Raw genomic sequence first — 26,446 nt, forward strand, 5'->3', positions numbered from 1 at the left:
CCTTGGACATACTGTATATTCCTGGATTGAGGGAGTTCAACATGTCGCGGATGAGCAAGAAGAGCGCGGGGCTCGTGGGTGCTTTCGGTATTTCTTTGTTGCTTGCAGGAGCGATCATCGCGGTACCTGCCGCCGCGCAGGCGGGCACGATCCGCGAGTCCTCAGCGTTCTATAAGACCGAGTTTGAGTGCAATATCGGCAAGGCGACTCTGAAGGTGCAGGGGTACAACGTCGCGAGTCGTTGCACCTTCAACGGCGTGTTCGACTCGCCGTGGAGCTTTTGGTACGAAACGAAGTAGCCCCTACGCGCGTGAGGCAGGGTTCGACCTTGTCTCACTGACGTTCCTAGTTCGCGATTCCCGCTTCATCAGAATTGCCGACCGCTGAACTAGAGCCGTCTGCTGCCCGCGCACCTACGAGTTTGTCGCTTGCTCACGACGGTGCGGAGCGCGACACCCCGCGTTGGCGTGTGGTGCACCCCATGGGGCAGCGCGGTAGGCCAGGCCGCGACGTTCGAGGACAAAGGGTGTGGTCGCGGGCTTCCAGAAGGCGCTCGAAGGTCAGAAGGTCGGCTCTCAGGTCGTCGTCGTGATGCCGCCGTCGGACGGCTACGGTGCCAGCGAGGGTCACGAGCTCCAGAAGGAGAGCCTCGTCTTCGTCGTCGACATCCTCGCCACCACGCCTGTCCAGCAGTAGTCACGGCGGCGACGAGGACGTGTCCTAGGCTGGCGTCATGCGTCGCATCATCGTCCTCGGCTCCACCGGCTCCATCGGCACCCAGGCGTTGGATGTCATCCGCGCCAATCCTCGTCGGTTCGAACTGGTCGGCCTCGCCGCCGGCTCGAACGCCGAGATGCTGGGTGAGCAGGCCGCGCAGTTCCAGGTCGAGGACACGGCGCTCGGTGCGGACGAGGCCGAGCAGCTCGTCCGCGATGTCGAGGCCGATGTCGTGCTCAACGCCATCACCGGCTCGATCGGACTCGGCTCGACTCTCGCGGCGCTGAAGGCAGGACGCACGCTGGCCCTGGCGAACAAGGAGTCGCTGATCGTCGGCGGCGATCTGGTACTCGCCGCCGCCGCACCCGGACAGATCGTCCCGGTGGACTCCGAGCACTCGGCGCTGGCGCAAGCCTTGCTCGCCGGCACCCACGCCGAGGTGCGTCGCCTCGTGGTGACGGCATCCGGTGGCCCGTTCCGCGGTCGTACGCGTGCAGAACTGTCCGATGTGACCCCCGCGGAGGCCCTCGCGCACCCGACATGGGACATGGGACGCATGGTCACGACGAACTCGGCCACGCTCGTGAACAAGGGGCTCGAGGTCATCGAGGCGCACCTCCTGTTCGATGTCGCCTACGACGACATCGAGGTGGTCGTGCATCCGCAGTCCATCGTGCACTCGATGGTCGAGTTCATCGACGGCTCCACGATCGCCCAGGCCTCACCGCCCGACATGCGACTCCCGATCTCACTCGGGCTGGACTGGCCGCACCGCGTCGGAGGCGTCGGACGACCGCTCGATTGGACCACGGCGTCGTCGTGGACGTTCGAGCCGCTCGACGGCGAGGCCTTCCCCTCGGTCGCACTCGCGAAGGCCGTCGGCCGCGCGGGCGGTACTTTCCCCGCTGTCTACAACGCGGCGAACGAGCAGGCGGTGAACGCGTTCCACGAGGGTCGGCTGTCGTTCCTGGGCATCGTCGACACGATCGCGCGTGTCCTCGACGCCCATGATGCACCCGACGTGCTCACCGTGGAGACGCTCGCCGCAGCCGAAGCCTGGGCGCGCGCGACCGCGGACCGGATGATCGCGGCGAGCTGAGCCGAACCCGGAGCGACGTCTGCCGCCCCGGCTCCCGGGTCAGTCCTCGTCGGCGTAGGGAACGGGCCAGCGGGGTTCGGGAACCGGCCAGCCTGCGGCGCGCAGAGCCCTGCGTGCCAGCTCGCGCGCCGAGTACGGCGTGCGCACCCCGCGGATGTCGCGGTAGTCCTGGTGGCCCGGGCCTGCCCAGAGGATCGCGTCGCCGTCGCCCACGAGCGCGACCGCGGTGATGATCGCGTTCTCGGGCGGCGAGGCCTCGTGGATCTCAGCATCCGGTCGCGCCTTGCGTGCACCTTCGATCAGCGTCGCCCGGATGGAGGCCGGATCCTCGAAGCGCGGGTGATGGTCGGTGACGACGAGGATGTCACTGCCCTCGACCGCGGTGCGCGCCATGTCGAACCGCTTGCTCGCATCACGGTCGCCGTCGGCGCCGAAGAGCATCAGCACCTTGCCCGGTGTCACGCGGCGCACGGCGGCGAGCGTCTTCTCGAACGCGTCGGGGGAGTGGCCAAAGTCGACGAACACCGCAGGCCCGCGTTCCCCGGACACCAGCTGGGTACGGCCGGGGAGATAGGCGCGGATGCCTTCATCGCGGGCGAGAGCATCGACGATGCGCTGCCAGTCGTAGCCGCCCTCGAGGAGCATCACGATCGCGAGCGCGGCGTTCGCGGCCATGTGCGGGCCGATCACCGGGACCGTGGTCGTGAGGGAGCCTGCGGGGCCGGTCATCGTGAAAGTGGTGCCCGCCGCACGCTCGTCGTCGATGACGACGACCCAGTCCGCGGCGGCCGCCGCCTCGGGGTCGTCGGCGATCGAGGGCGTCCCCACCGTCACGACGGGGATCTCGGAGCGGTCGACCACGATCGCGCCGGACGGCGAATCGAGGCAGATGACGCCGCGCTTGGCGCGGTCCGGCCGGAAGAGCGGGAGCTTCGCCTCGAAGTACTCCTCCATGTCGGCGTAGTCGTCGAGGTGGTCGTGGCTGAGGTTGGTGAAGCCGGCGACGTCGAATCGGATGCCGTCGACACGGTGGCGCGACAGAGCCTGAGCGCTGACCTCGACCGCCACGGCCTCGACCTGGCGCTCGCGCATCAGGGCCAGGAGTGCGTGCATCTCGGAGGCCTCGGGGGTCGTCAGCCGCGAGACGATGACCTCACCGGCGATGTGACGTTCGGCGGTCGATGAGAGCCCCGTGACGACACCGATCTGGTCGAGGATGCCCTCGAGCAGGTGGGAGACGCTGGTCTTCCCGTTCGTTCCCGTCGTGGCGAACAGCAGCGGAAGCGGGTCATCTGCGCCGGTGCCGTACACCCAGGCGCTCAGGTCGCCGAGGACCGCCCTCGGGTCGTCGACCACGAGGATCGGCAGCCCCGCAGCTTCGGCGATCGCAGCGCCGGGCTCGTCGGTGATGACGGCGACCGCGCCCTTCTCGGCAGCGGCGACGGCGAAATCCGCACCGTGCCTGTTGACGCCCCTGATCGCGACGAAGGCCTCGCCCGGGCGAAGATCCGCGGTGGCGAGGGTGATGCCGGAGAGGGCGATCCCGTCGATGTCGCCGCGCACACTGCGGGCGAAACGGGAAGCGAGTTCGGACAGCTCACGCCGGGGCGGGTTCGCGGGGCGGAGCACGGGAGGCAGGCTCGGTTGTTGTTCAATCGACATGTCGGATCCATGATCTCACGACGGCACGGTGAACACCTCTGCGGCACGACTCCTTGCGCGCCCGCGTGGGGGTGCGCAAGGAGTCGGACGGCGTCAGGCGCGGCGGCGGTAGGCGAGGACGGCGACGATCAGTGCGGCGATCCCGGCGACGAGTCCGCCGGCTCCGAGCGCGATCCCCAGCGGATCGGTCGTCGTCGTCGCCGCTGCCTCGTCTGCCGATCCAGCGGAGCCATGATCACCGTGGCCGTCGGTCGCGGCGTCTGTGACGGAGACCACCGGTGCCGGTGCGTCCAGGCTGTGGGGGTCCTCTCCCTTCTCGGCGAGCTGGGTCCACTCGGTCGCGCCGTCGACGCACTCCTGCACGACGGGGAAGGCCAGCGTCTCCGGAGTGCTCTCGTCGAGCCCGACGGACATGCTCACCGCCCCGCGGAGATCGTTCGGTACGGGCGTCAGCGCGGTGTAGGTGACTGCGCTCACGAGGCCGTCGTCACCGCGCTCGACCTCGATGTTCCAGTCACCGTCCATCGTCGGCGCCACGGAGGCGAGTCCGTCCGGCATCGTGATGCGGAGGGCCGTGGTGGGGGAGTTGTCGCATCCGTGCGAGAACGAGAAGGTGAGCACGCCATGGTCTCCGGCGGCGAGTTCATCGGGGCTGACGCCGACGTGCGCGCCCGCCATCGTCGGGACGGCGAGGGCGAGGACGGCGCCACCGAGGATGCCGGCGGTGGCGAGGGCTGCGCGGTGGGTGCGGGTACGGGTGGTACGGGACATGAAGAATCTCCTGGTGCTCGAAAAAGCGGGCGCGCGACGACGGCGCACCCGGCGAGGGGGTTGTTCCGCCAGGACGGCGGCCGACTCCGGTGCGACGGATCCGTGTGGATCAGTCGCGGAAGAGCGCAGGAGGCCCGCGTCGGGGCACAGCAGCCGCGACGGCGGCATCGAAGGAAGGCAGGAGAGTGGAGCGCAGGCGGGGCGGTCGGCGGTGTTGTGCGGGCGCAGTTGCGGCGGCGCGCCGGAACATCGCCTCGACCCACCGCACGATGCTCCTCAGGAGTGTCTCGCTGTGCCAGACCAGCACAGTGGTGAGCACGGCGGCGGCGAGGTGCGCGAGCAGCATCGTCGTGCTGAGGGATGTCTCCGATGTCGCGGGCCCGAGCAGATCGAGATTCAGGTGGTGGGCGTGGCCGACGCCGCCGAGCGCGTCGGCGCCGGTCGGCGCTCCCAGCGCCTGGAACAGCAGATGAAACGCGGCCTGCGCGACGAAGACGGCGGATGCCACGCGACCGCGTGACTGTCTGGTCCCCACGAGCAGGGCCGAGAACGGTGTGAGCAGGGTCGCGACCGCGAGGATCAGCAGCGGATGCGGTGCGGCACCGCCGCCGAACGTGTGCGAGAGCGCGGCGAGCAGTGTCGCGACGGATGAGACGGCGGCGGCGCGTACGAGTCGCAGCTGCCGGGCATTCACGGTTCCACCCTAGCCGCGCCCGCGTCGTCGGGCGGATTCCTAGCTGGGGGCAGTAGCGTTGGCACGTGGAATTCCTGCTCTATCTGGGCGGCATCCTCTTCATGCTGATCGGCCTCGGCCTTTCGATCGGTCTGCACGAGGTCGGCCATCTCGTCCCCGCGAAGCTCTTCGGCGTGCGCGTCGGCCAGTACATGATCGGTTTCGGACCGCGCCTGTGGTCGAAGCGCATCGGCGAGACCGAGTACGGATTCAAGATGCTGCCGCTGGGTGGCTTCATCTCGATGTCCGGGATGTACCCGCCCTCGAAGAGCTCGGGACCCGCGTCCGGTGTATTCCGATCGCTCATCCAGGACGCCCGATCCGCGAACGACGAGACCATCGCCGAAGGGGCCGAGGATCGCGTCTTCTACCGCCTGCCCGTGTGGAAGCGCGTGATCGTGATGCTCGGCGGGCCGGTGATGAACCTGCTGCTCGCGACCGTGATCTTCACGATCCTGCTCTCCGGAATCGGCCTGCAGCAGGGCACGACCACGATCGCTTCGGTCACGGAATGCGTGGTGCCGGCGGGCTCGACCCAGACCGAATGCACTCCGGAGGATCCGGAGTCCCCGGCGGCCGAAGCGGGGATCGAGCCGGGCGACGTGATCGTCTCGGTCGATGGGCAGCCCGTGTCCAACTTCGCCGAAGCGACGGCGATCGTCCAGGCGGCTCCCGGCGAGACCCTTGACATGGTGGTGCTCCGCGACGGTGCCGAACAGACCTTGAGCATCACGCCGATCGCTGCGGAGCGCACGATCACGGATGCGGCAGGACAGCCCGTCCTCGACGACTCCGGTGAGCCCGTGGTCAAGGAGGTCGGCTACGTCGGCATGGGCTCGCAGATGGGCTACGTGCAGCAACCGCTGAGCGCGGGACCGCAGATGGCCGTCGACAACGTCGGCAGGGTCGCCTCGCTGATCGTGACGCTCCCGGTTCGCCTCTGGGACATCGGCGTCTCCCTGGTCACCGGAGGCGAGCGTGATCCGAACGGACCGCTGAGCGTGGTCGGCGTCGGCCGGCTCGCCGGCGAGGTGGCGGCGACGGATGCGCCCATCCTCAATCGATTCGCGATCCTGCTCCAGTTGCTGGGATCACTGAACATCGCCCTCTTCGTGTTCAACCTCATCCCACTGCTTCCGCTCGATGGCGGTCACATCGTCGTCGCTCTCTGGGACGGTATCAAGCGCGCGTGGGCGAAGATCTTCCGCCGACCGCCGCCTGCACCCGTCGATGCGACGAAACTCGTCCCGCTGACGGTCGTGGTCGCGGTACTGCTGATCGCGATGGGCGCACTGCTCCTGATCGCCGATCTCTTCAATCCGGTGAGTCTCCTCGGCTGACCTTCCCGGGGTGGCGCCGAGCGCGCTCAGGCGAATGCGTGCGACACGAGGCGCTCGAGCGTACGGATGCCGTCGCGCGAGAGGATCGACTCGAGGTGTCCCTGGACGGATGCGAAGTGGGCACCGCGGAGAGCGAACACGTCGCCGGAGGCGGCATCGGCCGAGACCTCTGCCGGCCCGACCGTCGTCGTCTCGGGGAGGACGCGTGCGGTGAACGTGTTGTAGAAGCCGATCGAGGCATTCTCCTCGAACACCGGGACGGACTTCTGCAGGCCCTGATGCGGGGCGTCGAGCGGGGTCAGCGCCACCCCGAGTCGGTCGGCGAGGATCTGGTGGCTGAGGCACACCGCCAGCAACGGGGCTCCTGCATCGAGGCGACGGGCGACCACCTCGCGCATCCGGGCGATCCGGGGGTTCTCCAGATCCCGGGGGTCCCCGGGGCCCGGGCCCGCGACGACGAGGTCGGCGGCATCGAGGTCGGCATCCTGCACCTCGCTCCATCCGGCGATGGTCACGGTGAGACCGAGGTGACGGAGCTGATGGGCGAGCATGGTCGTGAACCGGTCTTCCGCGTCCACGACCAGTGCGGTGCGTCCGACGAACGGGCCGGTGAACTCCTCGCCCTGCGGGTTCAGCCAGAATTCGGCCAGGCGCGCATTGCGTGAAGAGAGCAGCGCGGCGACCTGGGGATCATCGGCGAGAGCACGCTCCTCGGCCGGCGCATCGGCATCGCTGCGCGCCTCGGCCACGCGGTCCCGGTCGATGGCACCGATCGCACCCAGCACCCCTGCGGCCTTTCCATGGGTCTCGGAGACCTCTCCCTGCGGATCGGAGTGACGAACCAGGGTGGCACCGACGGGCACACTGAGCGCGCCGTCCTGCAGGTACACGGTGCGGATCAGGATCGGCGCATCGAGGTCGTGTCCGCCGTCCGCGTTCGGGGTGAACAGTGCGGCGACGCCCGAGTAGTATCCGCGAGGCTTCCGTTCGTGGCGTCGGATCACGGCGCAGGCGTTCTGCATCGGGGACCCGGTCACGGTCGGTGCGAACATCGTCTCGCGCAGGATGTCGCGCGGGTCCAGGGTGCTGCGTCCGCGCAGCATGTACTCGGTGTGCGTGAGTCGCGACATCTCCTTCAGGTGCGGACCGGTGATCCGTCCACCGTCGGAGCACACGGCACTCATCATCTTCAGCTCTTCATCCACGACCATGAACAGCTCCTCGGTCTCCTTGGTGGAGGCGAGGAAGTCGATCAGGGTCTCTTTGGTGGCCCCGCCTGCGGGGTGACGGAACGTCCCGGAGATCGGATTCATCGTGACGACGCCCTCGCGGGCGACGACATGCGCCTCGGGGCTCGCGCCGACGGCGATGTGGCCGGGGGTGAAGACGGCGAACGTCCAGTACGCGCCGCGTTCGTGCGTGAGCAGGGCGCGGAACCAGGTCAGCGCCGCCGTCCGGTCGTCCATGTCGATGTCCGCGGTGAAGTCGCGCCGGATGACGAAGTTCGCGCCCTCGCCGCGACCGATCTCCTCCGCGATGACCTTCTCGACGATCGCCGCATACTCCGCATCCGCGATGTCGAACCCGTCGTCGTGCAGGGGGACGGGATCCGTCGGGAGCGCCGCGAGCAGCTCCGAGGTCGCCAGGTGGAGATGCTCGTCGACGATGACGCATCGCAGCGGAGCGCCGTCGTCCTGGGCGACGAATCCGCGTTCGCGCACCTGACGATAGGGGACCATCGCGAAGATCTCGCGGGGGGCGCCGTCGATCGTGAGCGGGATGTCGGCGAGCAGCTCGACATCCACCACATCGCCGCTGAGCAGTTCGACGGTGTCGGCACCGTCGCGGGCGATCAGGACGAAGGATGCTGCCGGGTCGGCGCTGAGCTCGGCGAGTCGTGAGAGGGTCATCGATGTCTCCTGTGCAAGGCTCCGGCTCGGCGCAACGAAAAAACCGCCCGGGAGGCGGTCTGGATTCGTGGGAACGCGAACACACCGCCTAGAAGGCGGGCCACCAGGTGAAGTTCGCGAGCATGGGGCCGAAACTACCACATCGCCGGTGCCGGGTTCGGTGCGGTGACGTCACCAGATGCTTCCGCCGGGCTCCTCGAGCTCCGCGTCGAGGGCATGATCCACGACGAGGCGCACCGCACGCGCCAACACCTCGTCGGGGAGATGCGGAGCCTCCGCCGGTGCGGTGCTCGTCGACCACGGAAGATGCACGAACCCTGCGACGGTGTCGGCCGAGACAGCGCCCAGTGCGGTGTAGAGCACGTGATTGCACACGTAGGAACCCGCCGACAGGGAGAGCTGCGCCGGCAGCCCGTGCGCGGTGAGAGTCCGGACCAGGTGCTTGACCGGAAGGGTCGCGAAGCGGGCCGCGGGACCATCGGGTTCGCAGGCGGCATCGACGGGCTGGGCGCCGTCGTTGTCGGGGATGCGCGCGTCCATCAGGTTCACGCCGATGCGCTCGACCGCGATCTGCGGACGCCCGCCGGCGAGCCCGGTGGCGATGACGGCGTCGGGGGAGTGCCGGTCGATCACCGCGCGGAGGCGTCGCGCGGATGACTCGAAAGCGACGGGCAGTGTCGCGACGACGAGCTCGTGCGGACCGTCGTAGTCGGCGGCGACCGCGTGCACGGCATCGGCCGACGGGTTGCGGGATGCGCCGTCGAAGGGCTCGAAGCCCGTCAGAAGAATGAGCGCCATGGGTCCAGCGTAGGTGCGTCCGTCCAGCCCACTTGCATCCTGGCGGCGTAGGCTTGAGGGGTGCCAGCAGTGAACCTCGGAATGCCGAAGATCCCCGAAGTCCTCGCCCCCCGCCGGAAGTCTCGGCAGATCAAAGTGGGCAAGGTGCTCGTGGGCGGCAACGCTCCCGTCAGCGTGCAGTCGATGACGACCACGAAGACGACCGACATCAACGGGACGCTGCAGCAGATCGCCGAACTCACGGCATCGGGCTGCGAGATCGTTCGTGTCGCCGTGCCGCACCAAGACGATGCGGACGCCCTGAAGATCATCGCGATGAAGAGCCAGATCCCGGTGATCGCCGACATCCACTTCCAGCCGCGCTACATCTACACCGCGATCGACGCCGGTTGTGGCGCCGTTCGTGTAAACCCGGGAAACATCCGGGAGTTCGACGGCAACGTCGGCAAGATCGCGGCAGCCGCCAAAGCCGCGGGCGTCTCGCTGCGAATCGGAGTGAACGCCGGTTCCCTGGACCGTCGGATCCTCGCCAAGCACGGCAAGGCGACCGCCGAAGCACTCGTCGAGAGCGCTGTCTGGGAGGCGTCGCTGTTCGAGGAGCACGACTTCCACGACTTCAAGATCTCGGTCAAGCACAACGACCCGATCGTGATGGTGAAGGCCTATCGTCAGCTCGCCGAGCGTGGCGACTGGCCTCTGCATCTCGGCGTGACCGAGGCCGGCCCGGCATTCCAGGGGACGATCAAGAGCGCGACGGCCTTCGGCATCCTGCTCGGCGAGGGCATCGGCGACACCATCCGCGTGTCCCTGTCTGCTCCTCCCGCGGAGGAGGTCAAGGTCGGACACCAGATCCTGCAGTCGCTCAACCTGCGCGAGCGCAAGCTCGAGATCGTCTCGTGCCCCTCGTGCGGTCGTGCCCAGGTCGACGTGTACACGCTCGCCGAGGACGTCACCGAGGGGCTCAAGGATATGACGGTGCCGCTGCGCGTGGCTGTCATGGGATGCGTCGTGAACGGACCCGGTGAGGCTCGGGAAGCTGACCTCGGCGTGGCGTCCGGCAACGGCAAGGGGCAGATCTTCGTCAAGGGCGAGGTCATCAAGACCGTTCCGGAGGCGGACATCGTCGCGACCCTGATCGAAGAGGCGAACCGGATCGCTGCCGAGATGGGGCCCGAAGCGCCTCTCGGCACCGCTCAGGTCGTCGCGGTCTGACCGCAGAGGAGATCCATGTCGACGCCCACCATCGTGTCCTTCGCCGGCGGCGCCACCACAGGGGAGGGCATGGTCACCCGGGTGGAGAGCGGCCCCGACGGGACGGTCGTCGTCGTCGATGCGACGCCGTTCCACCCCGTCGACCACACCTGGCCCGACCAGCCGGGTGATGCCGGCGCGATCGCCGCGGGAGATGAGACGGTTCCGGTCGTCGAGGCGCTGATGGCTGCGGTCTCCGACGAGAGCGAGTTCGCCGTCGGGAGCGACATCCCCGTCAAGCGCGGTACCGAGGGGTGGACCTGGCTCGTCGCTCACCGCATCGACGGCGCGGCTCCCGCATGGCTGGACAAAGGCTCCCGTGTGCGGCTGAGCGTCGACGGCTCTCGGCGTGAAGGACTCAGCCGCGGCCACACGGCTTGCCATCTCGCCTCTCTTGCTCTGGATCTCGCTGTCGCCGACCTGTGGCGGAAGGATCCGGGTGCGGACGCGCTCGGGAATCCGGACTTCGAGGGGCGCGCCAATCAGTCCAGTCGCATCCACGAGGACGGCGCGGTCGATGAGTACCGTCTCGGCAAGAGCCTTCGCCGTGCGGGCTTCGACACCGAGACCTTCGCGGCGACTCTCGCCGACCGGGAGCAGCGGATCAACGCTCAGCTCACCGGGTGGATCGCCGCAGGGGCCACCAGCCGGGTCGAGACGGAGGGGCCGACGATCGTCGATCGCCGTCGCTGGCACTGCGAGCTCCCCGAAGGCGAGGCCGTGATCCTGTGCGGTGGCACCCATGTGGGGTCGCTGTCCGAGTTTTCGTCGATCTCGGTGTCGCTCGATCTGACGGACCCCCAGCTGCTCGTGATGACGACGACGGCGACCCCTGCCGTCTGACCTCAGCGCACGAAATCGATCCGCACCGGAGCGCGGGGGCACGGCCCCGGCGGCGGCGTCACAGAGCGAACTCCACCTCTCCCGCCGCGATGTCCGCACGGGTGACGCGAAGCCGCACGACGTCGCCCGGCTTCGCGCCGGGGGGAACGGGTGCTGTCGCCGTGACGGCCGGTTCCGCGATCTGGATCGTCGCACGCTCGCCGCGCAGCGCGATCACGGTCGCCTCGATCGTCGTCCCGGCCAGCGGAGTGAGCAGCGCGGCCTCGACGGTGTTGATCGTGGCCGAGTTCAACCGGGATGCCCGTTGGCTGGACTCCTGCATGAGAGCGGGGAGCTCGTCGAGCGAGTCACGCACCCAGCCGGGTACCGGTTCGCCGTTCGAGACCGCGAGGCAGATCGTCAGCGTCCAGCGGTCGACGAGTCGGCGCAGGGGAGCGGTGGCGTGGGCGTACGGGGCCGCGATCGCCGCCTGTACGGCGTCCTGCGGAACGGCTCCGTCGAACACTCGATAGCCGGCTCCCCGGAACAGGGATGCCGCCGCTTCGAGTACCGGGAGAGTGATCGGGTCGCGGCGATCGAGCCCGCGAAGGTACTCGCCGTACGTGCCCGTCGTCCACGACCGCCCGAGGGCCTCGGTCTGGTGCCGGAAGGTGCCGAAGGCCTCGGCATCCGGTTCCGGCATCGTGCGAAGGACTCCGATCCCGGCATCGAGCATGAGGGACGCCGCCGCCATCCCGGTCATGAGTGAGAGCTGGGCGTTCCACTCCTCGACGGGTAGGGGGCTGCGGCGTTCGATCGCATACGTGCCATCCGGGGCGCGCACGACCTCCTCGTCGGGGAGGTTGAGGCTCGCCCCGCCCCGCAGTCGCTCCTGCTCGATGCGAAGAGCGCCGATCTCGGGCAGCAGCGACGCCGGTCCGTCTTCGCCCCGATCCAGCGACCGCTGCGTGCTCTCGTAGTCGAGTTGCGCGCGAGAGCGGATCAGCGCGCGTTCGAGCCGGAACCCGGTCACCGCACCCGTGGGGTCGAGAGAGAAGGTCCAGACCAACGCCGGGCGGTCGACCCCGGCGAGGAGTGATGCGCGATCCTCGCTGAGGACGGGGGGATGCAAGGGGATTCTGCCATCCGCCGCATACAGGGTCTGCCCGCGACGACGAGCTTCGGCATCCACTGCTCCGTCGGGGACGACGAACGCGGGAACGTCTGCGATCGCGTATCGAACGGTGTAGCCCGATGCGGTGCGCTCCAGCTGGAACGCCTGATCCAGATCGCGCGAGCCCTCCGGGTCCAGAGTCGCGAATGAGAGGTCTCGAAGATCCAGCGCCGGCCGAGGCGCGGTGGCCGAATCCGCTTCGGCGAGCACCGCGGGCGGGAATCCGAGCGATGCCTCGGCAGCTTCCCGCAGGACGGCGAGGGCCGTGGCGAGCTCGGTCTGAGCGGCGGACGGGGACACATGCGATCGGCGCTGCGGCATGGGTCCACACTAGGCGGCGCACCGGCCATCAGCACGGACACGACTGTCCCTCGGATGGTAAAATGTTACTGGAGAAGATCCAGGAAATCCTCGATGAAGGAGAAGCTCATGAAGGCACTTGTTTTCCGCGGTCCCGGTCAGAAGGCATGGGAGGAAGTTCCGGATCCGAAGATCCTGGCGGGGACCGACGCGATCGTCCGCATCGAGAGCACAACGATCTGCGGGACCGATCTCCACATCCTGAAGGGCGACGTTCCCGACGTCACCGACGGACGCATCCTGGGGCATGAGGGAGTGGGCGTCATCACCGAGGTCGGCGACGCCGTCACCGGACTGGCGGTGGGCGACCGCGTGATCATCTCCTGCATCAGTGCCTGCGGAAAGTGCGAATTCTGCGTCGCCGGTCTGCAGTCGCACTGCCTTGCGAGCGAAGGCGCATCGGGGATCGGCTGGATCCTCGGGCACCTCATCGACGGTACTCAGGCGGAGTTCGTGAGAGTGCCGTTCGCGGAGACGTCTCTGCACCGGCTCCCTGAAGGGCTCGCTCTCGAGACGGCCGTGCTCCTCAGTGACATCCTGCCGACCGGACACGAGATCGGCGTGCAGTACGGCGGGGTCAAAGCAGGCGATGTCGTCGCCGTCGTCGGTGCCGGTCCGGTCGGCCTCGCCGCGGTCATGACGGCCCAGCTCTACGGGCCGAGCAAGGTCATCGCGATCGATCTCGACGCCAATCGCGCGGAGCTCGCGCTGCAGTTCGGCGCCACGCACGCGGTGGTCTCCTCGGACAGCGACTGGCGGGAACAGGTGATGGCGCTCACCGACGGACTCGGCGTGGACGTCGCCATCGAAGCGGTGGGGATTCCCCGGACGTGGGACATGGCGGTCGAGATGGTGCGGCCGGGTGGCCACGTGGCCAACGTCGGCGTTCACGGTGCGCCGGTGGACTTCCCGCTGGAACGGCTGTGGATTCAGAACCTCACGATCACGACAGGACTCGTCAACGCGAACACCGCGCGGATGCTGACGAAACTCGTCGCGGAGCAGCGCATCGATCCGAGCGGCTTCGTCAGCCACCTCTTCGCGCTCGACGACATCGAGAGTGCGTACGACACGTTCAGCCGTGCGGCGGAGACCAAGGCGCTCAAGGTGGTACTCAACGCCTGATGCATCGAAGTCGGCCCGACCGTCCGTGTCCCGCGTTAGCGTGTAATCATGACGACTGCATCCAAGGCCCAGACCCTTGTCGGACTCTATGACGCTCCGGAGATCCTCCGCGTCGTGAACGTGTGGGATGTCGTGTCCGCGCGGGCGGTCGCCGCCCTCCCGGAGACGAAGGCACTCGCCACCGCGGGGCACGGCATCGCCGCATCGTTCGGTTACGACGACGGCGCGACCCCCCGCGAGATCATGATCGACATGGTGGGGCGGATCGCTGCCGCCGTCCAGGTCCCGGTCACGGCTGACCTCGACGACGGCTACGGCGACGCGGGCGAGACCACGCGCCTCGCCATCGGGGCCGGCGTCGTGGGCGCGAACGTCGAAGACCGTCTCAAGCCGCTGGATGAATCCGTCGCCGCCGTCGCGGCGATCGTCAAAGCGGCCGAGGCCGAGGGCGTGCCCTTCGCGCTCAATGCGCGGACGGATGCCTTCGTCCGCGCCGGTGCACGCTCGGTCCCGGAGAGCATCGCCGACGCGATCCAGCGCGGGCGCGCCTACCTCGATGCCGGGGCGACGGCCGTGTTCGTCCCCGGCATCCTCGACATGAACGTCACCCGTCAGCTCGTCGAGGGCATCGGGGAGCGCAAGGTCAGCGTGATCGGCATCCCCGGCGCCCTCGCCGCGTCGGAGTACGAGAAGCTCGGTGTCGCCCGGATCTCCTACGGTCCGCTTCCGCAGCGGGTCGCGCTCACCGCACTCCAGGAGCTCGCGGCCGACCTGTACGCCGGCGGCGTCGTGCCCGCGAACCTGCCCGCGCTCAACTGACGGCGTCGAAGACGAGTGGTCACGGCTCACTAGACTTGCTCCGTGGTCACTCGTCTTTCGAACTTCTTCCTCCGTACGCTCCGCGAAGACCCTGCAGGCGCAGAGGTCGCCAGTCACCGGCTGCTGATCCGGGCCGGATACATCCGCCCGCAGGCCGCCGGCATTTTCGCGTGGCTGCCGCTGGGGCTTCGCGTCAAGGCGAAGATCGAGACGGTCATCCGCGACGAGATGGCCGCCGCGGGCGCGCAGGAGGTCCATTTCCCCGCACTCATGCCGCGGGAAGCCTACGAGGCCAGCGGTCGCTGGGACGAGTACGGCGATCTGCTCTTCCGCCTGCAGGACCGCAAGGGCGGCGACTACCTCCTCGCCCCGACCCATGAAGAGGCTTTCACGCTGCTCGTGAAGGACCTGTACTCGTCCTACAAGGATCTGCCGCTCACGATCTACCAGATCCAGGACAAGTACCGCGACGAGGCTCGTCCTCGCGCCGGCCTGCTCCGCGGCCGTGAGTTCACGATGAAGGACGCGTACTCGTTCGATTCGTCGGATGAGGGCCTGAACGTCAGCTATCAGGCGCAGCGGGATGCCTACGAGCGCATCTTCCAGAGGCTCGGCCTCGAGTACGTCATCGTGCAGGCGGATGCCGGTGCGATGGGCGGTTCCCGCAGCGAAGAGTTCCTGCACCCGACCCCGGTCGGCGAAGACACCTTCGTGCGCAGCGCCGGCGGATATGCGGCGAACGTCGAGGCTTTCACCACCGCGGTTCCCGACGCCATCCCGTTCGACGAAGATGCGGCGCCGGTGATCTTTGACTCGCCGGACACGCCGACGATCGAGACACTGGTCGCGCACACCAACCGCGAGCTTGAGGGGGAGTTCACGGCGGCCGACACGCTGAAGAACGTCGTCCTCGCCCTGACCCACCTGGACGGCACTCGCGAGCTTGTCATCGTCGGCATCCCCGGCGACCGCGAGGTCGATGAGAAACGCGCCGAGGTGGCGTTCGCGCCCGCCGCGGTCGAGACGGCCACGGCGGATGACTTCGAGAACAATCCGCTTCTGGTGAAGGGATACATCGGTCCCTGGTCGCCGACCGGCGCCGTGCTCGGCGAGGAGTCGGCCACCGGCATCCGCTATCTGGTCGACCCGCGCGTCAGCGAGGGCACCAGCTGGATCACCGGCGCGAACATCGATCAGAAGCATGCGCACTCCGTCGTCGCCGGTCGCGACTTCGCCGCCGACGGGATCGTGGAGATCGCGAACGTGCGTGCGGGAGATCCCGCCCCCGACGGCTCCGGCCCGGTCGAGCTCGCCCGGGGCATGGAGATCGGTCACGTCTTCCAGCTCGGCCGCAAGTACGCCGAGGCCCTGGGACTCAAGGTCTTGAACGAGAACGGCAAGCTCGTCACCGTCACGATGGGCTCGTACGGCATCGGCGTGACCCGCATCCTCGCGATCATCGCCGAGCTGAACAACGACGAGAAGGGCCTGATCTGGCCCGCTTCCGTCGCGCCGTTCGACGTGCAGGTCGTCGCCGCCGGCCGGGACCAGGTCGCGTTCGAGGTGGCAGAGGGACTCTCCACACAGCTCGAGGCCGCTGGTCTCGACGTGCTCTATGACGACCGCCCGAAGGTCTCGCCCGGCGTGAAGTTCGGTGACGCCGAACTCGTCGGCGTGCCGAAGATCGTCATCGTCGGACGCGGTGCGGCCGACGGTCAGGTCGAGCTGTGGGATCGCCGCACCGGCGACCGCGACACGGTCTCTGTGGAAGACGTCGTGGGGCGTCTCTCCGCTTCCTGACAGACCTCGGCCGCGTCGTCAGCAGACGATGTGGCCGTGGTTCATGATGTCGTCGTCCGGTGTGTCGCGGGTGACGAGCGACTTCAGGGCGCCGGCAGCCAGCGCGAGCTTGCCCTTCGCCGGCTCCCAGAACTCGACCACCTTCGGGGTCACCTTGAGGAGCGTGATCCCCGGGGTCTCCAGTCCGTCTGCGAACCAGATCTCGAGCGACGTGGAGTAGAGCTCCTCCATCTTGGTCCGGTCGTGGACGACCTCGGCCGTGCCGGCGACGGATACATAACGCATGCCCTTGGCGTCGCAGTAGGCCAGGCCCACGTCGTGGTGTCGCTGTGCTTCCTCGACCTTCTCGGTGTCCTCGGCCGTGAAGAACCAGATGTTCCCCGCTTCATCCATCTGTCGGGTCGACATCGGGCGGCTCACGAGGTTGCCGTCGTCGTCCGTGGTGGTGAGCATCGCGATGTCGATGTCTTCCACGAGGTCTGCGACGCGGGCGAGGGCTTCGGTTCCTGTGATCTCGGTCATGTCGTCAGAGTGCCGTGCGGGGGAGCGGAGGGCACGGGCATTGACAGCGCGGTCAGGCAGTGCTTACGCCCGCGATGTCGGACGTCGACACGATGCCCGGCGTTGCGGGCCGCGGTCTCCGCGCCGCGTGCCACGCTGGTGTCATGATCGACGAACCACTGCCCGAAGCCCTCAGCTCCGAGATCAACGCCGTCCTCGATGAGGCCGGGGTGCACGCCGACCGACGGCTGGTGATGCGGATGCTGCGCACCGCGATCCTGCTCGGCGAAGACGGCGCCGACCGCCTCGATCTGAAGATCGCCTCGGCGGCTCTGGCCGAGATGCGCGACGCGTTCCGTCTGTTCGCCCCGTTCCGCGGAGTCCCCAAGGTGACGGTCTTCGGGTCGGCCCGCACCAGGCAGGACGATCCGCTGTACCTCACCGCGCGCGACGTCGCCGCGGCGCTGGCGGGCGATGGCTGGATGGTCGTCACGGGCGCGGGGCCCGGCATCATGCAGGCGGCCTCCGAGGGTGCGGGGCCGGCGCTCTCGCTCGGCGTGTCGATCCGGCTGCCGTTCGAGGAGAAGGCGCAGGGCCTCCTCACCGACAACGATCAGGTCGTCGCGATGAAGTACTTCTTCACTCGCAAGCTGATGCTCATCAAGGAATCGCTCGGCTTCATCTGCCTCCCCGGAGGATTCGGCACCCTGGACGAGATGTTCGAGCTGCTCACCCTGCAGCAGACCGGCAAGGCGGAGCCGACGCCGATCGTGCTCCTGGACCAGCCGGGTGGGACGTTCTGGCAGGGTCTTCGCAGCTTCATCGACGACCACCTCGCACCGACCGGAGTCATCTCGGAAGGCGACTTCGATCGGGTGGTGATCACCGATTCCGTGGAGGCCGCTCGGGCGGAGATCACCGGGTTCTGGCACAACTACGACTCACTGCGCTGGGTCGGCGACGCGCTCGTGCTCCGTCTGCGCGCCGAACCGACGGATGAAGAGATCGACGCGCTGAACGAACAGTTCGCCTCGATGCTCTCCTCCGGACGGATCGAGCGGACCGCGCCACGGCAACCCGAGATCGTCGACGACGACCAGCTGGAGCTGCCGCGGCTGATCCTCCATCTCGATCAGCGTCAGGTCGGGAATCTGTTCCGACTGATCGGCGCGATCAACGCGCTTCCTTCTGCTCCCGCTCGATGATGCGGGCCGCGAACCCGTCGAGGTCGACTGTCCGGCCCAGCACCAGTTCCGCGGCTCGGCGCCCCGAGTAGTAGGCGGCCCCGACGGTCGCCGGTTCGTCACCCCAGGTGGCCTCACCCGCGAAGTGCAGGACTCCGTCGACGGGGCCGGCCAGGTCGTCGTGGTCGTGGTGCGTGGACCCGAGGGCGAGATACGAGTACGAGCCGTTCGAGAACTCGTCGTCGCCCCATCGCGTGACCCAGTGCGCCCGGGGCTCGCCGACCGCGTCTCCGTAGAGCACGCGGAGAGCGCGCACGGCATCGGCGACCACGTTCTCGTCGGGGAGCTCCTGCATTCGCCGTCCGAACGGTCCGGCGGCGAAGGTCAGCAGGGTGGGCAGGCCGCTGACGGCGGAGACGTCGTACCAGGAATGCCAGTGTTCGCCGGCCTCGCCGAGCGCTCGCAGCACATAGCTGTCCTCGTTCCAGAACCTCTGATCGAACTGGATGAAGACCTTGTTGAACACTCCCATCCCGAGTCGTGCGACTGGACCGGCCACGGCCTCCGGCAGCGCCGGCTCGAACTCGATCGACCCTGCCTTGAGCGCGCCCAACGGAACCGTCACGACGACCTGATCCGCCGTGAATGCCGTGTCGCCGGCATGGACGGTCACCCCTCCGGTGGAGCGGACGATCTTCGTCGCCGTCGTCTCGAAGCGGATGTCGAGGCCCGCGCCGATGCGTCGAGGAACCTCGTCGTATCCGTGCGGGAAGATCACCTCATCGCCGTCTATCGCGTCCTCGTCGAGGCCGTGCGCGTCGAGGTCTCCGATCCAGGCGCCGCACTGCTCCTCGACCCGGTGGCGGAAGAACTCGCGGATGTCGTCGATGCGGTCAGGGGAGAGGCCGGAACGATCGAGCGCGCGCTCCGTCACATCCAGATATGTGTCGCCGGGGGAGGAGGCGGCGATCTCGTCGACGAGAAGGCGATCGACCGCGTCGACGTCGTCGATCCATCGAGCGGTGGCATCGGAGCCCATGGGTCTTCCGTCTCCGTCGAAGTTCTCGATGGGCCGCCCGCCGACCTGGAAACTGCCCACCGTGTACTCGATGGTCGGAATCCGCAGCGCCTGGACGAGATCCCACAGCGGCGAACCGTCGATCCCATGGATCCACGAGGCGCCGCGATCCACGGGAAACCCCGCTTCCCGGTCGGTGTGCATCCGGCCACCGATGCGATCGCGTCCTTCGAGGACCACGACCCGATGCCCGGCATCGGCGAGCATCCGGGCGGCGGTGACACCCGACATCCCCGCACCGATCACGATGGTGTCGAACGATCCCATCTGTCCTCCTCGACTTCCGGCGCGGAAAACTGCTGCCGTCGTGGCAGGGGCCGGTTGGCACAGGGTATCGTGGTACGGATGTCGCGCGTGCGAACAGGCGCGACGAGAGCTGAATAGAGAGGCCGTCATGGACATCGAACTGAGTCTTCTGCGAGGGATCGAGAAGGAGAAGGCGATCCCCTTCGACGAACTCGTCGCGATCATCGAGCAGGCGATCCTGACCGCATATTCCAAGCACGTCTCCGACGACGGTGTGACGCCCGAAGGCGTCCGCGTGCACCTGGACCGCAAGACCGGGCACGTCGCGATCCTGCAGGTCGTCCGCGACGAGGAAGACGCCATCATCGGCGAAGAGGATGCGACCCCCGACGACTTCGGTCGCATCGCGGCCTTCGCCGCCAAGCAGGTCATCAGCCAGCGTCTGCGTGACATCGCGGACGACGTGGTGCTCGGAGACTTCAAGGACAAAGAGGGCGACATCGTCGCCGGCGTGATCCAGCAGGGTCCGAACCCGCGCATGATCCACGTCGACCTCGGTGCCGTCGAGGCGATCCTGCCCCCCGAGGAGCAGGTGCCCGGTGAGGAGTACACCCACGGATCACGCCTGCGCGTGTACGTCACCAGCGTCGCCAAGGGTCTCAAGGGACCGCAGATCACGGTGTCCCGCACCCACCCGGGGCTCGTCCGCAAGCTCTTCGCGCTCGAGGTGCCGGAGATCGCCGCCGGTCTCGTCGAGATCGTGGCCCTGGCTCGCGAGGCCGGGCACCGCACGAAGATCGCGGTCAAGGCGAACGACCCGTCGATCAACGCGAAGGGCGCCTGCATCGGCGAGCTCGGACGCCGCGTGCGCGCCGTGACGGAGGAGCTCGCGGGGGAGAAGATCGACATCGTCGACTACGACGCCGATCTGCCCACGTTCGTGGCGCACGCGCTCTCGCCGGCGAAGGTCACGAGCGCCTTCGTGCTCGACGCGAGCACCAAAGCCGTCCGCGCGCTGGTGCCCGACTACCAGCTGTCACTCGCGATCGGCAAGGAGGGTCAGAACGCGCGTCTGGCCGCCAAGCTCACGGGTGCGAAGATCGACATCCAGCCGGACAGCGTCCTCGACTGACCGGCTCCGGCCTTCCGCCTCGCCCGGCGTGCGGGCGAGGCGGGGTGAAACGCAGGTGTAAGATGGAACCCGTACGAACGTGCGTCGGTTGTCGCACGCGTGCTCCCCGCACCGCCCTGCTCAGGGTGGTGGCCCAGAACGACACCCTCATCCCCGATGACCGTGCTGTCCTGCCGGGGCGCGGCGCGTGGGTCCATCCGACTCGGGAATGCATGGATGCCGCTCTGCGGCGCCGCGCATTCGGACGAGCACTGCGCGTATCCACTGAGCTGGACACGCGGACCTTCGAACAGCACCCACCAAGAAACAAAGGCTGAACAGCTATGGAAACAAAGTGAACGGCTCGAAATGAGACCCGTCCGCGACTAGTGGTCTGCCCTGTCTGGGTGGACCGACTCAGACAGGAGAATTGTGGCTGGTAAACCACGCGTACATGAGATCGCCGCCGAACTCGGCGTCGACAGCAAGGTCGCTCTTGCAAAGCTCAAAGAACTCGGCGAGTTCGTGAAGAGCCCCTCTTCGACCATCGAACCGCCGGTGGCGCGCAAGCTGCGCGCGGCGATCGAGGCCGACGGGTCGCTCAAGGGTGCGGCTGAACCTGCTCCCGCGTCCAAGCCGGCTGCCGCCAAGTCGGCAGCGAAGCCGGGCGCCAAGCCCGGACCCACCCCGGGCCCGAAGCCCGGTCCCAAGCCTGCCCCGGAGGCTCCGGCCCCCGAGGCGCCCGCGCCCGCTGCACCGGCGCCTGCCCCCGTGGCAGAGGCACCTGCAGCAGCGGCAGCGGACGCACCCAAGCCTGCAGAGGGCGGTGCACCGACTCCTGGCGCTCCGCGTCCCGGCAACAACCCGTTCTCCTCCGCGCAGGGGATGGGTCAGCGCCCGGCCGGACCCCGCCCGGGTAACAACCCCTTCGCATCCGCCCAGGGCATGGGCCAGCGCCCGACGCCGGGCAACATCCCGCGTCCGCAGGCTCCGCGCCCCGGTGCACCCCGTCCGGGTGCTCCGCGTCCCGGTTCGCCTCGTCCCGGTGCGCCCCGTAGCGGTGGTGGCGGTCGTCCCGGCGCTCCGTTCCAGCAGCGTCCCGGCGGCCCCGGTCGTCCCGGCGGTGCCGGTGGACCCGGCGGTGCCGGTGGTCCTGGTGCACGTCCCGGCGGTGGCGGCGGTTTCGCCGGTCGTCCCGGTGGCGGTGGCGGTCGTGGCCGTGGTCCCGGCGGTGGTACCGCAGGTGCCTTCGGCAAGGGTGGCGGCAAGAGCAAGCAGCGCAAGTCGCGGCGGGCGAAGCGGCAAGAGTTCGAGATGCGGAGTGCTCCGGTCGTCGGTGGCGTCAACGTCACCCGCGGCAACGGAGAGGTCATCCGCATGCGCCGCGGCGCATCCATCGCGGACTTCGCCGACAAGATCGAGACGCTGACCGGCTACACGGTCCAGCCCGGAACCCTCGTCACCATCCTCTTCAACCTGGGCGAGATGGCCACGGCCACCGAGTCCCTCGATGAGGCGACGTTCGAGGTCCTGGGCGCCGAGCTCGGCTACAAGATCCAGATGGTCTCGCCCGAGGACGAGGACAAGGAGCTCCTCGAGGGCTTCGGTCTCGACCTCGAGGCCGAGCTGGAGGCGGAGAGCGAAGACGACCTCGAGATCCGTCCTCCGGTCGTGACCGTCATGGGTCACGTCGACCACGGTAAGACGCGACTGCTCGACGCGATCCGTCAGACGAACGTCATCGAGGGTGAAGCCGGTGGCATCACCCAGCACATCGGTGCGTACCAGGTCTGGACCGAGCACGAGGGCATCGAGCGGGCAATCACGTTCATCGACACCCCGGGTCACGAGGCGTTCACCGCCATGCGTGCCCGTGGTGCGCAGGTCACCGACCTCGCGATCCTCGTGGTCGCAGCCGATGACGGCATCATGCCGCAGACGGTCGAGGCGCTGAACCACGCTCAGGCGGCGAACGTGCCGATCGTGGTCGCGGTGAACAAGGTGGACAAGCCCGACGCGAACCCGTCGAAGGTGCGTCAGCAGCTCACCGAGTACGGTCTGGTCGCCGAGGAGTTCGGTGGCGACGTCATGTTCGTCGACGTCTCCGCTCGCGCCAACACGGGTATCCAGGAGCTCCTGGACGCCGTGCTGCTCACGGCCGACGCAGGTCTCGATCTGACCGCCAACCCGAACAAGGGTGCCCGCGGTGTCGCGATCGAGGCGAAGCTCGACAAGGGTCGCGGTTCTGTCGCCACCGTGCTGATCCAGTCCGGAACGCTCCGGATCGGTGACGCCATCGTCGCCGGAACGGCCTACGGTCGCGTGCGTGCCATGGCCGACGAGAACGGCGAGCAGGTCCTCGAGGCCTACCCGTCGCGTCCGGTGCAGGTGCAGGGTCTGAACTCCGTGCCGCGTGCCGGTGACGTCTTCATCGTCACCGAGGAAGACCGCATGGCCCGTCAGATCGCGGAGAAGCGTGAAGCAGTCGAGCGCAACGCCCAGCTGGCCAAGGCCCGCAAGCGCATCTCGCTCGAAGACTTCACCCGCGCTCTCGAAGACGGCAAGGTCGAGTCGCTCAACCTCATCATCAAGGGTGACGTCTCCGGTGCCGTCGAGGCGCTGGAGGAGTCGCTCCTCAAGATCGAGGTCGATGACTCGGTGCAGCTGCGCATCATCCACCGCGGCGTCGGTGCGATCACCGAGTCCGACGTGAACCTGGCGACGATCGACAACGCGATCATCGTGGGCTTCAACGTCCGCCCCGACACGAAGGCGCGCGAGCGCGCCGCCCGTGAAGGCGTGGATATCCGTTTCTACTCCGTCATCTACAACGCGATCGACGAGATCGAGAGCTCGCTCAAGGGCATGCTCAAGCCGGAGTACGAAGAGGTCCAGTCGGGTGTCGCCGAGATCCGCGAGGTGTTCCGCTCCTCGAAGTTCGGCAACATCGCCGGTGTCATCGTGCGATCGGGAACGATCACGCGAAACGCCAAGGCTCGTGTCATCCGCGACGGCGTCGTGCTGGCCGATGGTCTCGCCATCGAGTCGCTGCGTCGCTTCAAGGATGACGTCACCGAGGTCCGTACCGACTACGAGGCCGGTATCGGTCTCGGAAAGTACAACGACATCCAGATCGGCGACGAGATCGAGACGACCGAGCTCATCGAGAAGCCTCGCGGCTGATCAATTTCGAAACACCTTCGGGCGTCCTTCGCTCCCGCTCCTCCGGAGCGCGGAGAGGAGGACGCCCTGAGGGTTCCTGGACAGGGAGAGAACAATGGCAGGCGAACGACAGGCCCGACTCGCGGATCGTATCCGCGTGATCCTCGCCGAGCGGCTGGAGAAGGGGCTGCGCGATCCGCGCCTCGGCTTCGTCACCATCACCGACGTCCGTGTGACCGGTGACCTTCAGCACGCATCGGTGTTCTACACGGTGCTGGGCACGGAAGAAGAGCGCATCTCCAGCGGTGCCGCGCTCACTTCGGCGACCGGCATGCTGCGCAGCGAGGTCGGGCGGCAGCTGAGCACCCGTCTCGTGCCCACGCTCGAGTTCATCCCGGATGCCCTCCCGGAGAACGCGGACCACATCGGTGCGCTGCTCCGCGAGGCGCAGCAGCGCGATGCCGACGTCGCGAAACTCGCGTCCTCCGCATCCCACGCCGGCGACACCGATCCGTACCGCACGGAGGACGACCCGGAGTGATCGCCGTTTGATACGCTCGGCTTCGCGGGAACGCTTCCGCGAAGCTGGGGGAACGGCATCGAGGGTACGGGTACACAGGGGGCTCTCTTCGTCGCGCCCGCCGCGTTGGGCGTGTTGCTGGACGAGCTCCTGGAGCTCGACCTCGGCTGTGTGCCGCACGTGCTCGCCCGTCTCGCTGCCGAGCTGGACGCGGATTCTCTGACGATCCGCGAAGTCGCCGAGCGCCTGTCAGCGGACCAACGCCACGGTCGGCGCCCGCTGCCCAGCCCGCTCCCGCTCGTGCCCTCGATCGTGCGGAGATTCGAGGCCACGCAGTTCGATGACAGGGATCGCGAGCTGCTGACGGCGCTCTCCGTCTGCCTGGACGGTGGACTCGACGCCCTCCTCGAGTTCGACGGCAGGTCGGCGGCCGCGATCGCCGCAGCTCCGGTGGGGGAGCACATCCGGGTGCATGCCGGCCACTCGCGCTTCGCAGATCCCCGTCTCTCCATCTGGATCAGAGCCACCACCGGCACCGCAGCCATCGCCGGTGTCCACGAGCGGCTGAGCGCGATCTTCCGCCGTCGCGGTGACCGGGTGAGCGAGGGTTGGCACCGCGCTCGCGCCTCCCTCGAGGCGGCTCCGGAGACCGCGGTCGAGCTGACGGTCATCGCGCGACAGCTCAGTGAGGCCGGCCACCCGGAACGGGCGCTGCTGCTCGCGAGAGAGGCGGCGGAACATGCTGTCGGCGGAGCCCGCGAAGAAGCGCATCTCGTGGCGGGCGCTTCGGCCGTCGGCGCCGGCTTCGCTGCGGAAGCGGTCGCGTGGTTCGGCGGTCTGTACCCGCACGCGGCGGAGCGTCGGCGGCTCCAGGCCCTCGGCGGTCTGTTCGTCGCGCAGGCATTCGAGCAGGGCTCAGTGCCGGAGGTCGACCCGCGAGTGCTGCGCCCGTGCACGGACGACTCCGACGACTGGTGCCACTGGACGAGGGCGGCTGCTCTGGCTGCGGTGTTGTGCGCGGAACGGGGCGATCGGCGCGGGATGCGTGTCTGGCTCGACGCCGTCCGGGAAGGCGCCACGCGGATCGGTGCCGAGCACGAACTCAGGGACCCCGTCGTCGCGCTGAGCTGGCTGATCGCGGGTGAACGCGACATCGGCGCGACCGTAGGCTCCGGGCCGGTGACGGGAGGAATGCTGCGCGCGCTGCAGGCCGCGATGGGCGGGGACGTTGACCTGGGGCTGCGCGTGCTCGCGAGCGGCGGATCGGGGATGCCCGCCGACGCGGATCCGTTCGTTCCGGGATTCGAGCACAGCCCCGTCGTCCAGGCGTATCGCGCGGTCGTCGAGGTTCTGTTGCTGGTGTGGCGTGGCGACATCGGCCTCGCGCGCGACCGGTTGATCCAGGCCGCACTCGTGCTGCCGGTGTCATTGCCACTCGCCGGGTTGGGCGTGGTGCTGGCCAGACGTCTCGACCTCGCCGTGCTCGGTGAACTCGGACCGTACGCCCGATCGCTCACCGAAGGGCTGCCGGCGGGCGCGAGGATCGACCGTCTCGTCGACCGCGGCATCCAGTCGTTTCTCGCCGGTTCATTCGACGACGCTGCAGCCACCATCCGTCTCTGGGCCGACCTCGGATCGGCGCGGACCACCATGACGGTTCCCGCGCTCGACGAGCTGGCGCTCGATCCGGACGGACGCTCGACACCCGCGCCATCCATCGAGCCGCCGGAGATCGCCCTCGCGCAGAGTCTGCGCGTCCGGCTGGCGACGGCTGGCGATGGTCGCTGGCGTTCCGAGTGCGTCGAAGTGCGCGAGGAGGCGCGGACGCTCCGCTCCCCGTTCGCGCGCGCGAGGGTGGAGACGATGCTCGGTACCCAGTACGCCATCCGCGACGATCATCCCTCGGCTCGTATCCACCTGGAGCACGCCGAGAGGTTGTTCGAGCTGTGCGGTGCGACGGCATGGGCGCGCACGATCCGCGGACGGCTGGACAGGCTGGACGCCAAGGAGGGGAGCATCGTTCCCACCGTCGATCCGCTGGCGGCGTGTCGAGCCGCATGGTCGCTGCAGCTGACCGCGCGCGAGCTGGAAGTCGCGATGTACGCCGTGGGCGGGGCGGCGAACCGTGACATCGCCGAGATGCTCAATTTCTCGGTCCGTACGGTGGAGGTGCACCTCGGCCGGGTGTTCGCGAAACTCGATGTCCGCAGTCGGGTCGAGCTGACGGTGCTCGCGCATCGCACCGACCATCACCTCTGAGCTC

Annotated in this window: 23 protein-coding genes; 15 read left to right on the plus strand and 8 right to left on the minus strand. The window is 68.3% G+C overall.

Annotation, left to right across the window (positions count from 1 at the left end):
- Nucleotides 1–50: 50 nt before the first annotated feature.
- The 3 genes from ACIOTO_RS17115 to dxr all read left to right on the plus strand — a co-directional run bounded on the left by ACIOTO_RS17115 (nt 51) and on the right by dxr (nt 1,816).
- Complete coding sequence (locus tag ACIOTO_RS17115) at nt 51–299, plus strand: hypothetical protein (protein ID WP_136025635.1); 249 nt, start codon at nt 51–53, stop codon at nt 297–299.
- 229 nt (nt 300–528) lie between these two features.
- Entirely contained in the window at nt 529–696 is a 168-nt protein-coding gene (locus tag ACIOTO_RS17120; protein ID WP_400858699.1) for an FKBP-type peptidyl-prolyl cis-trans isomerase, read from the plus strand.
- 37 nt (nt 697–733) lie between these two features.
- A complete protein-coding gene (dxr, locus tag ACIOTO_RS17125) occupies nt 734–1,816 on the plus strand; it encodes a 1-deoxy-D-xylulose-5-phosphate reductoisomerase (RefSeq protein ID WP_400858700.1) in 1,083 nt (360 codons plus the stop codon).
- Between the two features lie 39 nt (nt 1,817–1,855).
- On the opposite strand, the gene ACIOTO_RS17130 is transcribed toward dxr, so the two are convergent.
- The 3 genes from ACIOTO_RS17130 to ACIOTO_RS17140 all read right to left on the minus strand — a co-directional run bounded on the left by ACIOTO_RS17130 (nt 1,856) and on the right by ACIOTO_RS17140 (nt 4,943).
- Nucleotides 1,856–3,478 (minus strand): Mur ligase family protein, encoded by a 1,623-nt coding sequence (locus ACIOTO_RS17130; protein ID WP_400858701.1) that lies wholly within the window; start codon nt 3,476–3,478, stop codon nt 1,856–1,858.
- A 93-nt stretch (nt 3,479–3,571) separates the two neighbouring features.
- Nucleotides 3,572–4,249: a YcnI family protein gene (locus ACIOTO_RS17135; protein ID WP_400858702.1), complete on the minus strand. Its 678-nt coding sequence runs from the start codon at nt 4,247–4,249 to the stop codon at nt 3,572–3,574.
- Between the two features lie 109 nt (nt 4,250–4,358).
- The gene (locus tag ACIOTO_RS17140; protein WP_400858703.1) at nt 4,359–4,943 is read right to left on the minus strand and encodes a hypothetical protein; all 585 of its coding nucleotides are present in this window, start codon (nt 4,941–4,943) and stop codon (nt 4,359–4,361) included.
- Between the two features lie 65 nt (nt 4,944–5,008).
- Here ACIOTO_RS17140 and ACIOTO_RS17145 point away from each other — a divergent pair, with 65 nt between their 5' ends.
- Complete coding sequence (locus tag ACIOTO_RS17145) at nt 5,009–6,322, plus strand: M50 family metallopeptidase (RefSeq protein ID WP_400858704.1); 1,314 nt, start codon at nt 5,009–5,011, stop codon at nt 6,320–6,322.
- Between the two features lie 26 nt (nt 6,323–6,348).
- Here the strand turns inward: ACIOTO_RS17145 and ACIOTO_RS17150 are convergent, their stop codons facing one another.
- Together ACIOTO_RS17150 and ACIOTO_RS17155 are read right to left on the minus strand one after the other, a co-directional pair.
- Nucleotides 6,349–8,232 (minus strand): chorismate-binding protein, encoded by a 1,884-nt coding sequence (locus tag ACIOTO_RS17150; protein WP_400858705.1) that lies wholly within the window; start codon nt 8,230–8,232, stop codon nt 6,349–6,351.
- A gap of 171 nt (nt 8,233–8,403) precedes the next feature.
- Nucleotides 8,404–9,030, minus strand: a complete 627-nt coding sequence (locus ACIOTO_RS17155; RefSeq protein WP_400858706.1) for a pyroglutamyl-peptidase I — start codon at nt 9,028–9,030, stop codon at nt 8,404–8,406.
- A gap of 60 nt (nt 9,031–9,090) precedes the next feature.
- On the opposite strand from ACIOTO_RS17155, the gene ispG reads away from it, so the two are divergent.
- Nucleotides 9,091–10,242 carry a flavodoxin-dependent (E)-4-hydroxy-3-methylbut-2-enyl-diphosphate synthase gene (gene ispG, locus ACIOTO_RS17160; RefSeq protein ID WP_181156187.1) on the plus strand — a complete coding sequence of 384 codons (1,152 nt, stop codon included), beginning with the start codon at nt 9,091–9,093 and terminating at the stop codon, nt 10,240–10,242.
- Nucleotides 10,243–10,257: 15 nt separating this feature from the next.
- Complete coding sequence (locus tag ACIOTO_RS17165) at nt 10,258–11,124, plus strand: hypothetical protein (protein WP_400858707.1); 867 nt, start codon at nt 10,258–10,260, stop codon at nt 11,122–11,124.
- Nucleotides 11,125–11,182: 58 nt separating this feature from the next.
- Here ACIOTO_RS17165 and ACIOTO_RS17170 read toward each other — a convergent pair whose 3' ends face one another.
- Complete coding sequence (locus ACIOTO_RS17170) at nt 11,183–12,598, minus strand: RNB domain-containing ribonuclease (RefSeq protein ID WP_400858708.1); 1,416 nt, start codon at nt 12,596–12,598, stop codon at nt 11,183–11,185.
- Between the two features lie 108 nt (nt 12,599–12,706).
- Here ACIOTO_RS17170 and ACIOTO_RS17175 point away from each other — a divergent pair, with 108 nt between their 5' ends.
- Genes ACIOTO_RS17175 through ACIOTO_RS17185 form a run of 3 tightly spaced genes read left to right on the plus strand, consistent with a single transcriptional unit; the run spans nt 12,707 to nt 16,381 of the window.
- Complete coding sequence (locus tag ACIOTO_RS17175; RefSeq protein ID WP_400858709.1) at nt 12,707–13,762, plus strand: zinc-dependent alcohol dehydrogenase family protein; 1,056 nt, start codon at nt 12,707–12,709, stop codon at nt 13,760–13,762.
- 48 nt (nt 13,763–13,810) lie between these two features.
- The gene (locus ACIOTO_RS17180; protein WP_029263674.1) at nt 13,811–14,581 is read left to right on the plus strand and encodes an isocitrate lyase/phosphoenolpyruvate mutase family protein; all 771 of its coding nucleotides are present in this window, start codon (nt 13,811–13,813) and stop codon (nt 14,579–14,581) included.
- Nucleotides 14,582–14,623: 42 nt separating this feature from the next.
- The gene (locus ACIOTO_RS17185) at nt 14,624–16,381 is read left to right on the plus strand and encodes a proline--tRNA ligase (RefSeq protein WP_400858710.1); all 1,758 of its coding nucleotides are present in this window, start codon (nt 14,624–14,626) and stop codon (nt 16,379–16,381) included.
- Between the two features lie 18 nt (nt 16,382–16,399).
- Here the strand turns inward: ACIOTO_RS17185 and ACIOTO_RS17190 are convergent, their stop codons facing one another.
- Nucleotides 16,400–16,903, minus strand: coding sequence for a pyridoxamine 5'-phosphate oxidase family protein (locus ACIOTO_RS17190; RefSeq protein WP_105709751.1), 504 nt, complete (start codon nt 16,901–16,903; stop codon nt 16,400–16,402).
- 143 nt (nt 16,904–17,046) lie between these two features.
- Here ACIOTO_RS17190 and ACIOTO_RS17195 point away from each other — a divergent pair, with 143 nt between their 5' ends.
- Complete coding sequence (locus tag ACIOTO_RS17195) at nt 17,047–18,087, plus strand: TIGR00730 family Rossman fold protein (protein WP_400858711.1); 1,041 nt, start codon at nt 17,047–17,049, stop codon at nt 18,085–18,087.
- Here ACIOTO_RS17195 and ACIOTO_RS17200 read toward each other — a convergent pair.
- Nucleotides 18,056–19,411 (minus strand): flavin monoamine oxidase family protein, encoded by a 1,356-nt coding sequence (locus tag ACIOTO_RS17200; protein ID WP_400858712.1) that lies wholly within the window; start codon nt 19,409–19,411, stop codon nt 18,056–18,058. The two genes, ACIOTO_RS17195 and ACIOTO_RS17200, sit on opposite strands and share 32 nt — an antisense overlap.
- Before the next feature lie 127 nt (nt 19,412–19,538).
- Between ACIOTO_RS17200 and nusA the strand changes: the two genes are divergently transcribed.
- The 5 genes from nusA to ACIOTO_RS17225 all read left to right on the plus strand — a co-directional run bounded on the left by nusA (nt 19,539) and on the right by ACIOTO_RS17225 (nt 26,442).
- Nucleotides 19,539–20,522, plus strand: coding sequence for a transcription termination factor NusA (gene nusA, locus ACIOTO_RS17205; RefSeq protein WP_029263669.1), 984 nt, complete (start codon nt 19,539–19,541; stop codon nt 20,520–20,522).
- Nucleotides 20,523–20,584: 62 nt separating this feature from the next.
- Complete coding sequence (locus ACIOTO_RS17210; RefSeq protein WP_081859939.1) at nt 20,585–20,839, plus strand: YlxR family protein; 255 nt, start codon at nt 20,585–20,587, stop codon at nt 20,837–20,839.
- A gap of 94 nt (nt 20,840–20,933) precedes the next feature.
- A complete protein-coding gene (gene infB, locus ACIOTO_RS17215) occupies nt 20,934–23,684 on the plus strand; it encodes a translation initiation factor IF-2 (RefSeq protein ID WP_400858713.1) in 2,751 nt (916 codons plus the stop codon).
- A 94-nt stretch (nt 23,685–23,778) separates the two neighbouring features.
- Complete coding sequence (gene rbfA, locus ACIOTO_RS17220; protein WP_029263667.1) at nt 23,779–24,204, plus strand: 30S ribosome-binding factor RbfA; 426 nt, start codon at nt 23,779–23,781, stop codon at nt 24,202–24,204.
- 111 nt (nt 24,205–24,315) lie between these two features.
- On the plus strand, nt 24,316–26,442 hold the full coding sequence (locus tag ACIOTO_RS17225; RefSeq protein WP_400858714.1) for a response regulator transcription factor: 2,127 nt from the start codon (nt 24,316–24,318) through the stop codon (nt 26,440–26,442).
- Nucleotides 26,443–26,446 lie beyond the last annotated feature (4 nt).

The sequence above is a fragment of the Microbacterium sp. NPDC087592 genome, from assembly GCF_044743585.1.
Taxonomy (GTDB): Bacteria; Actinomycetota; Actinomycetes; order Actinomycetales; family Microbacteriaceae; genus Microbacterium.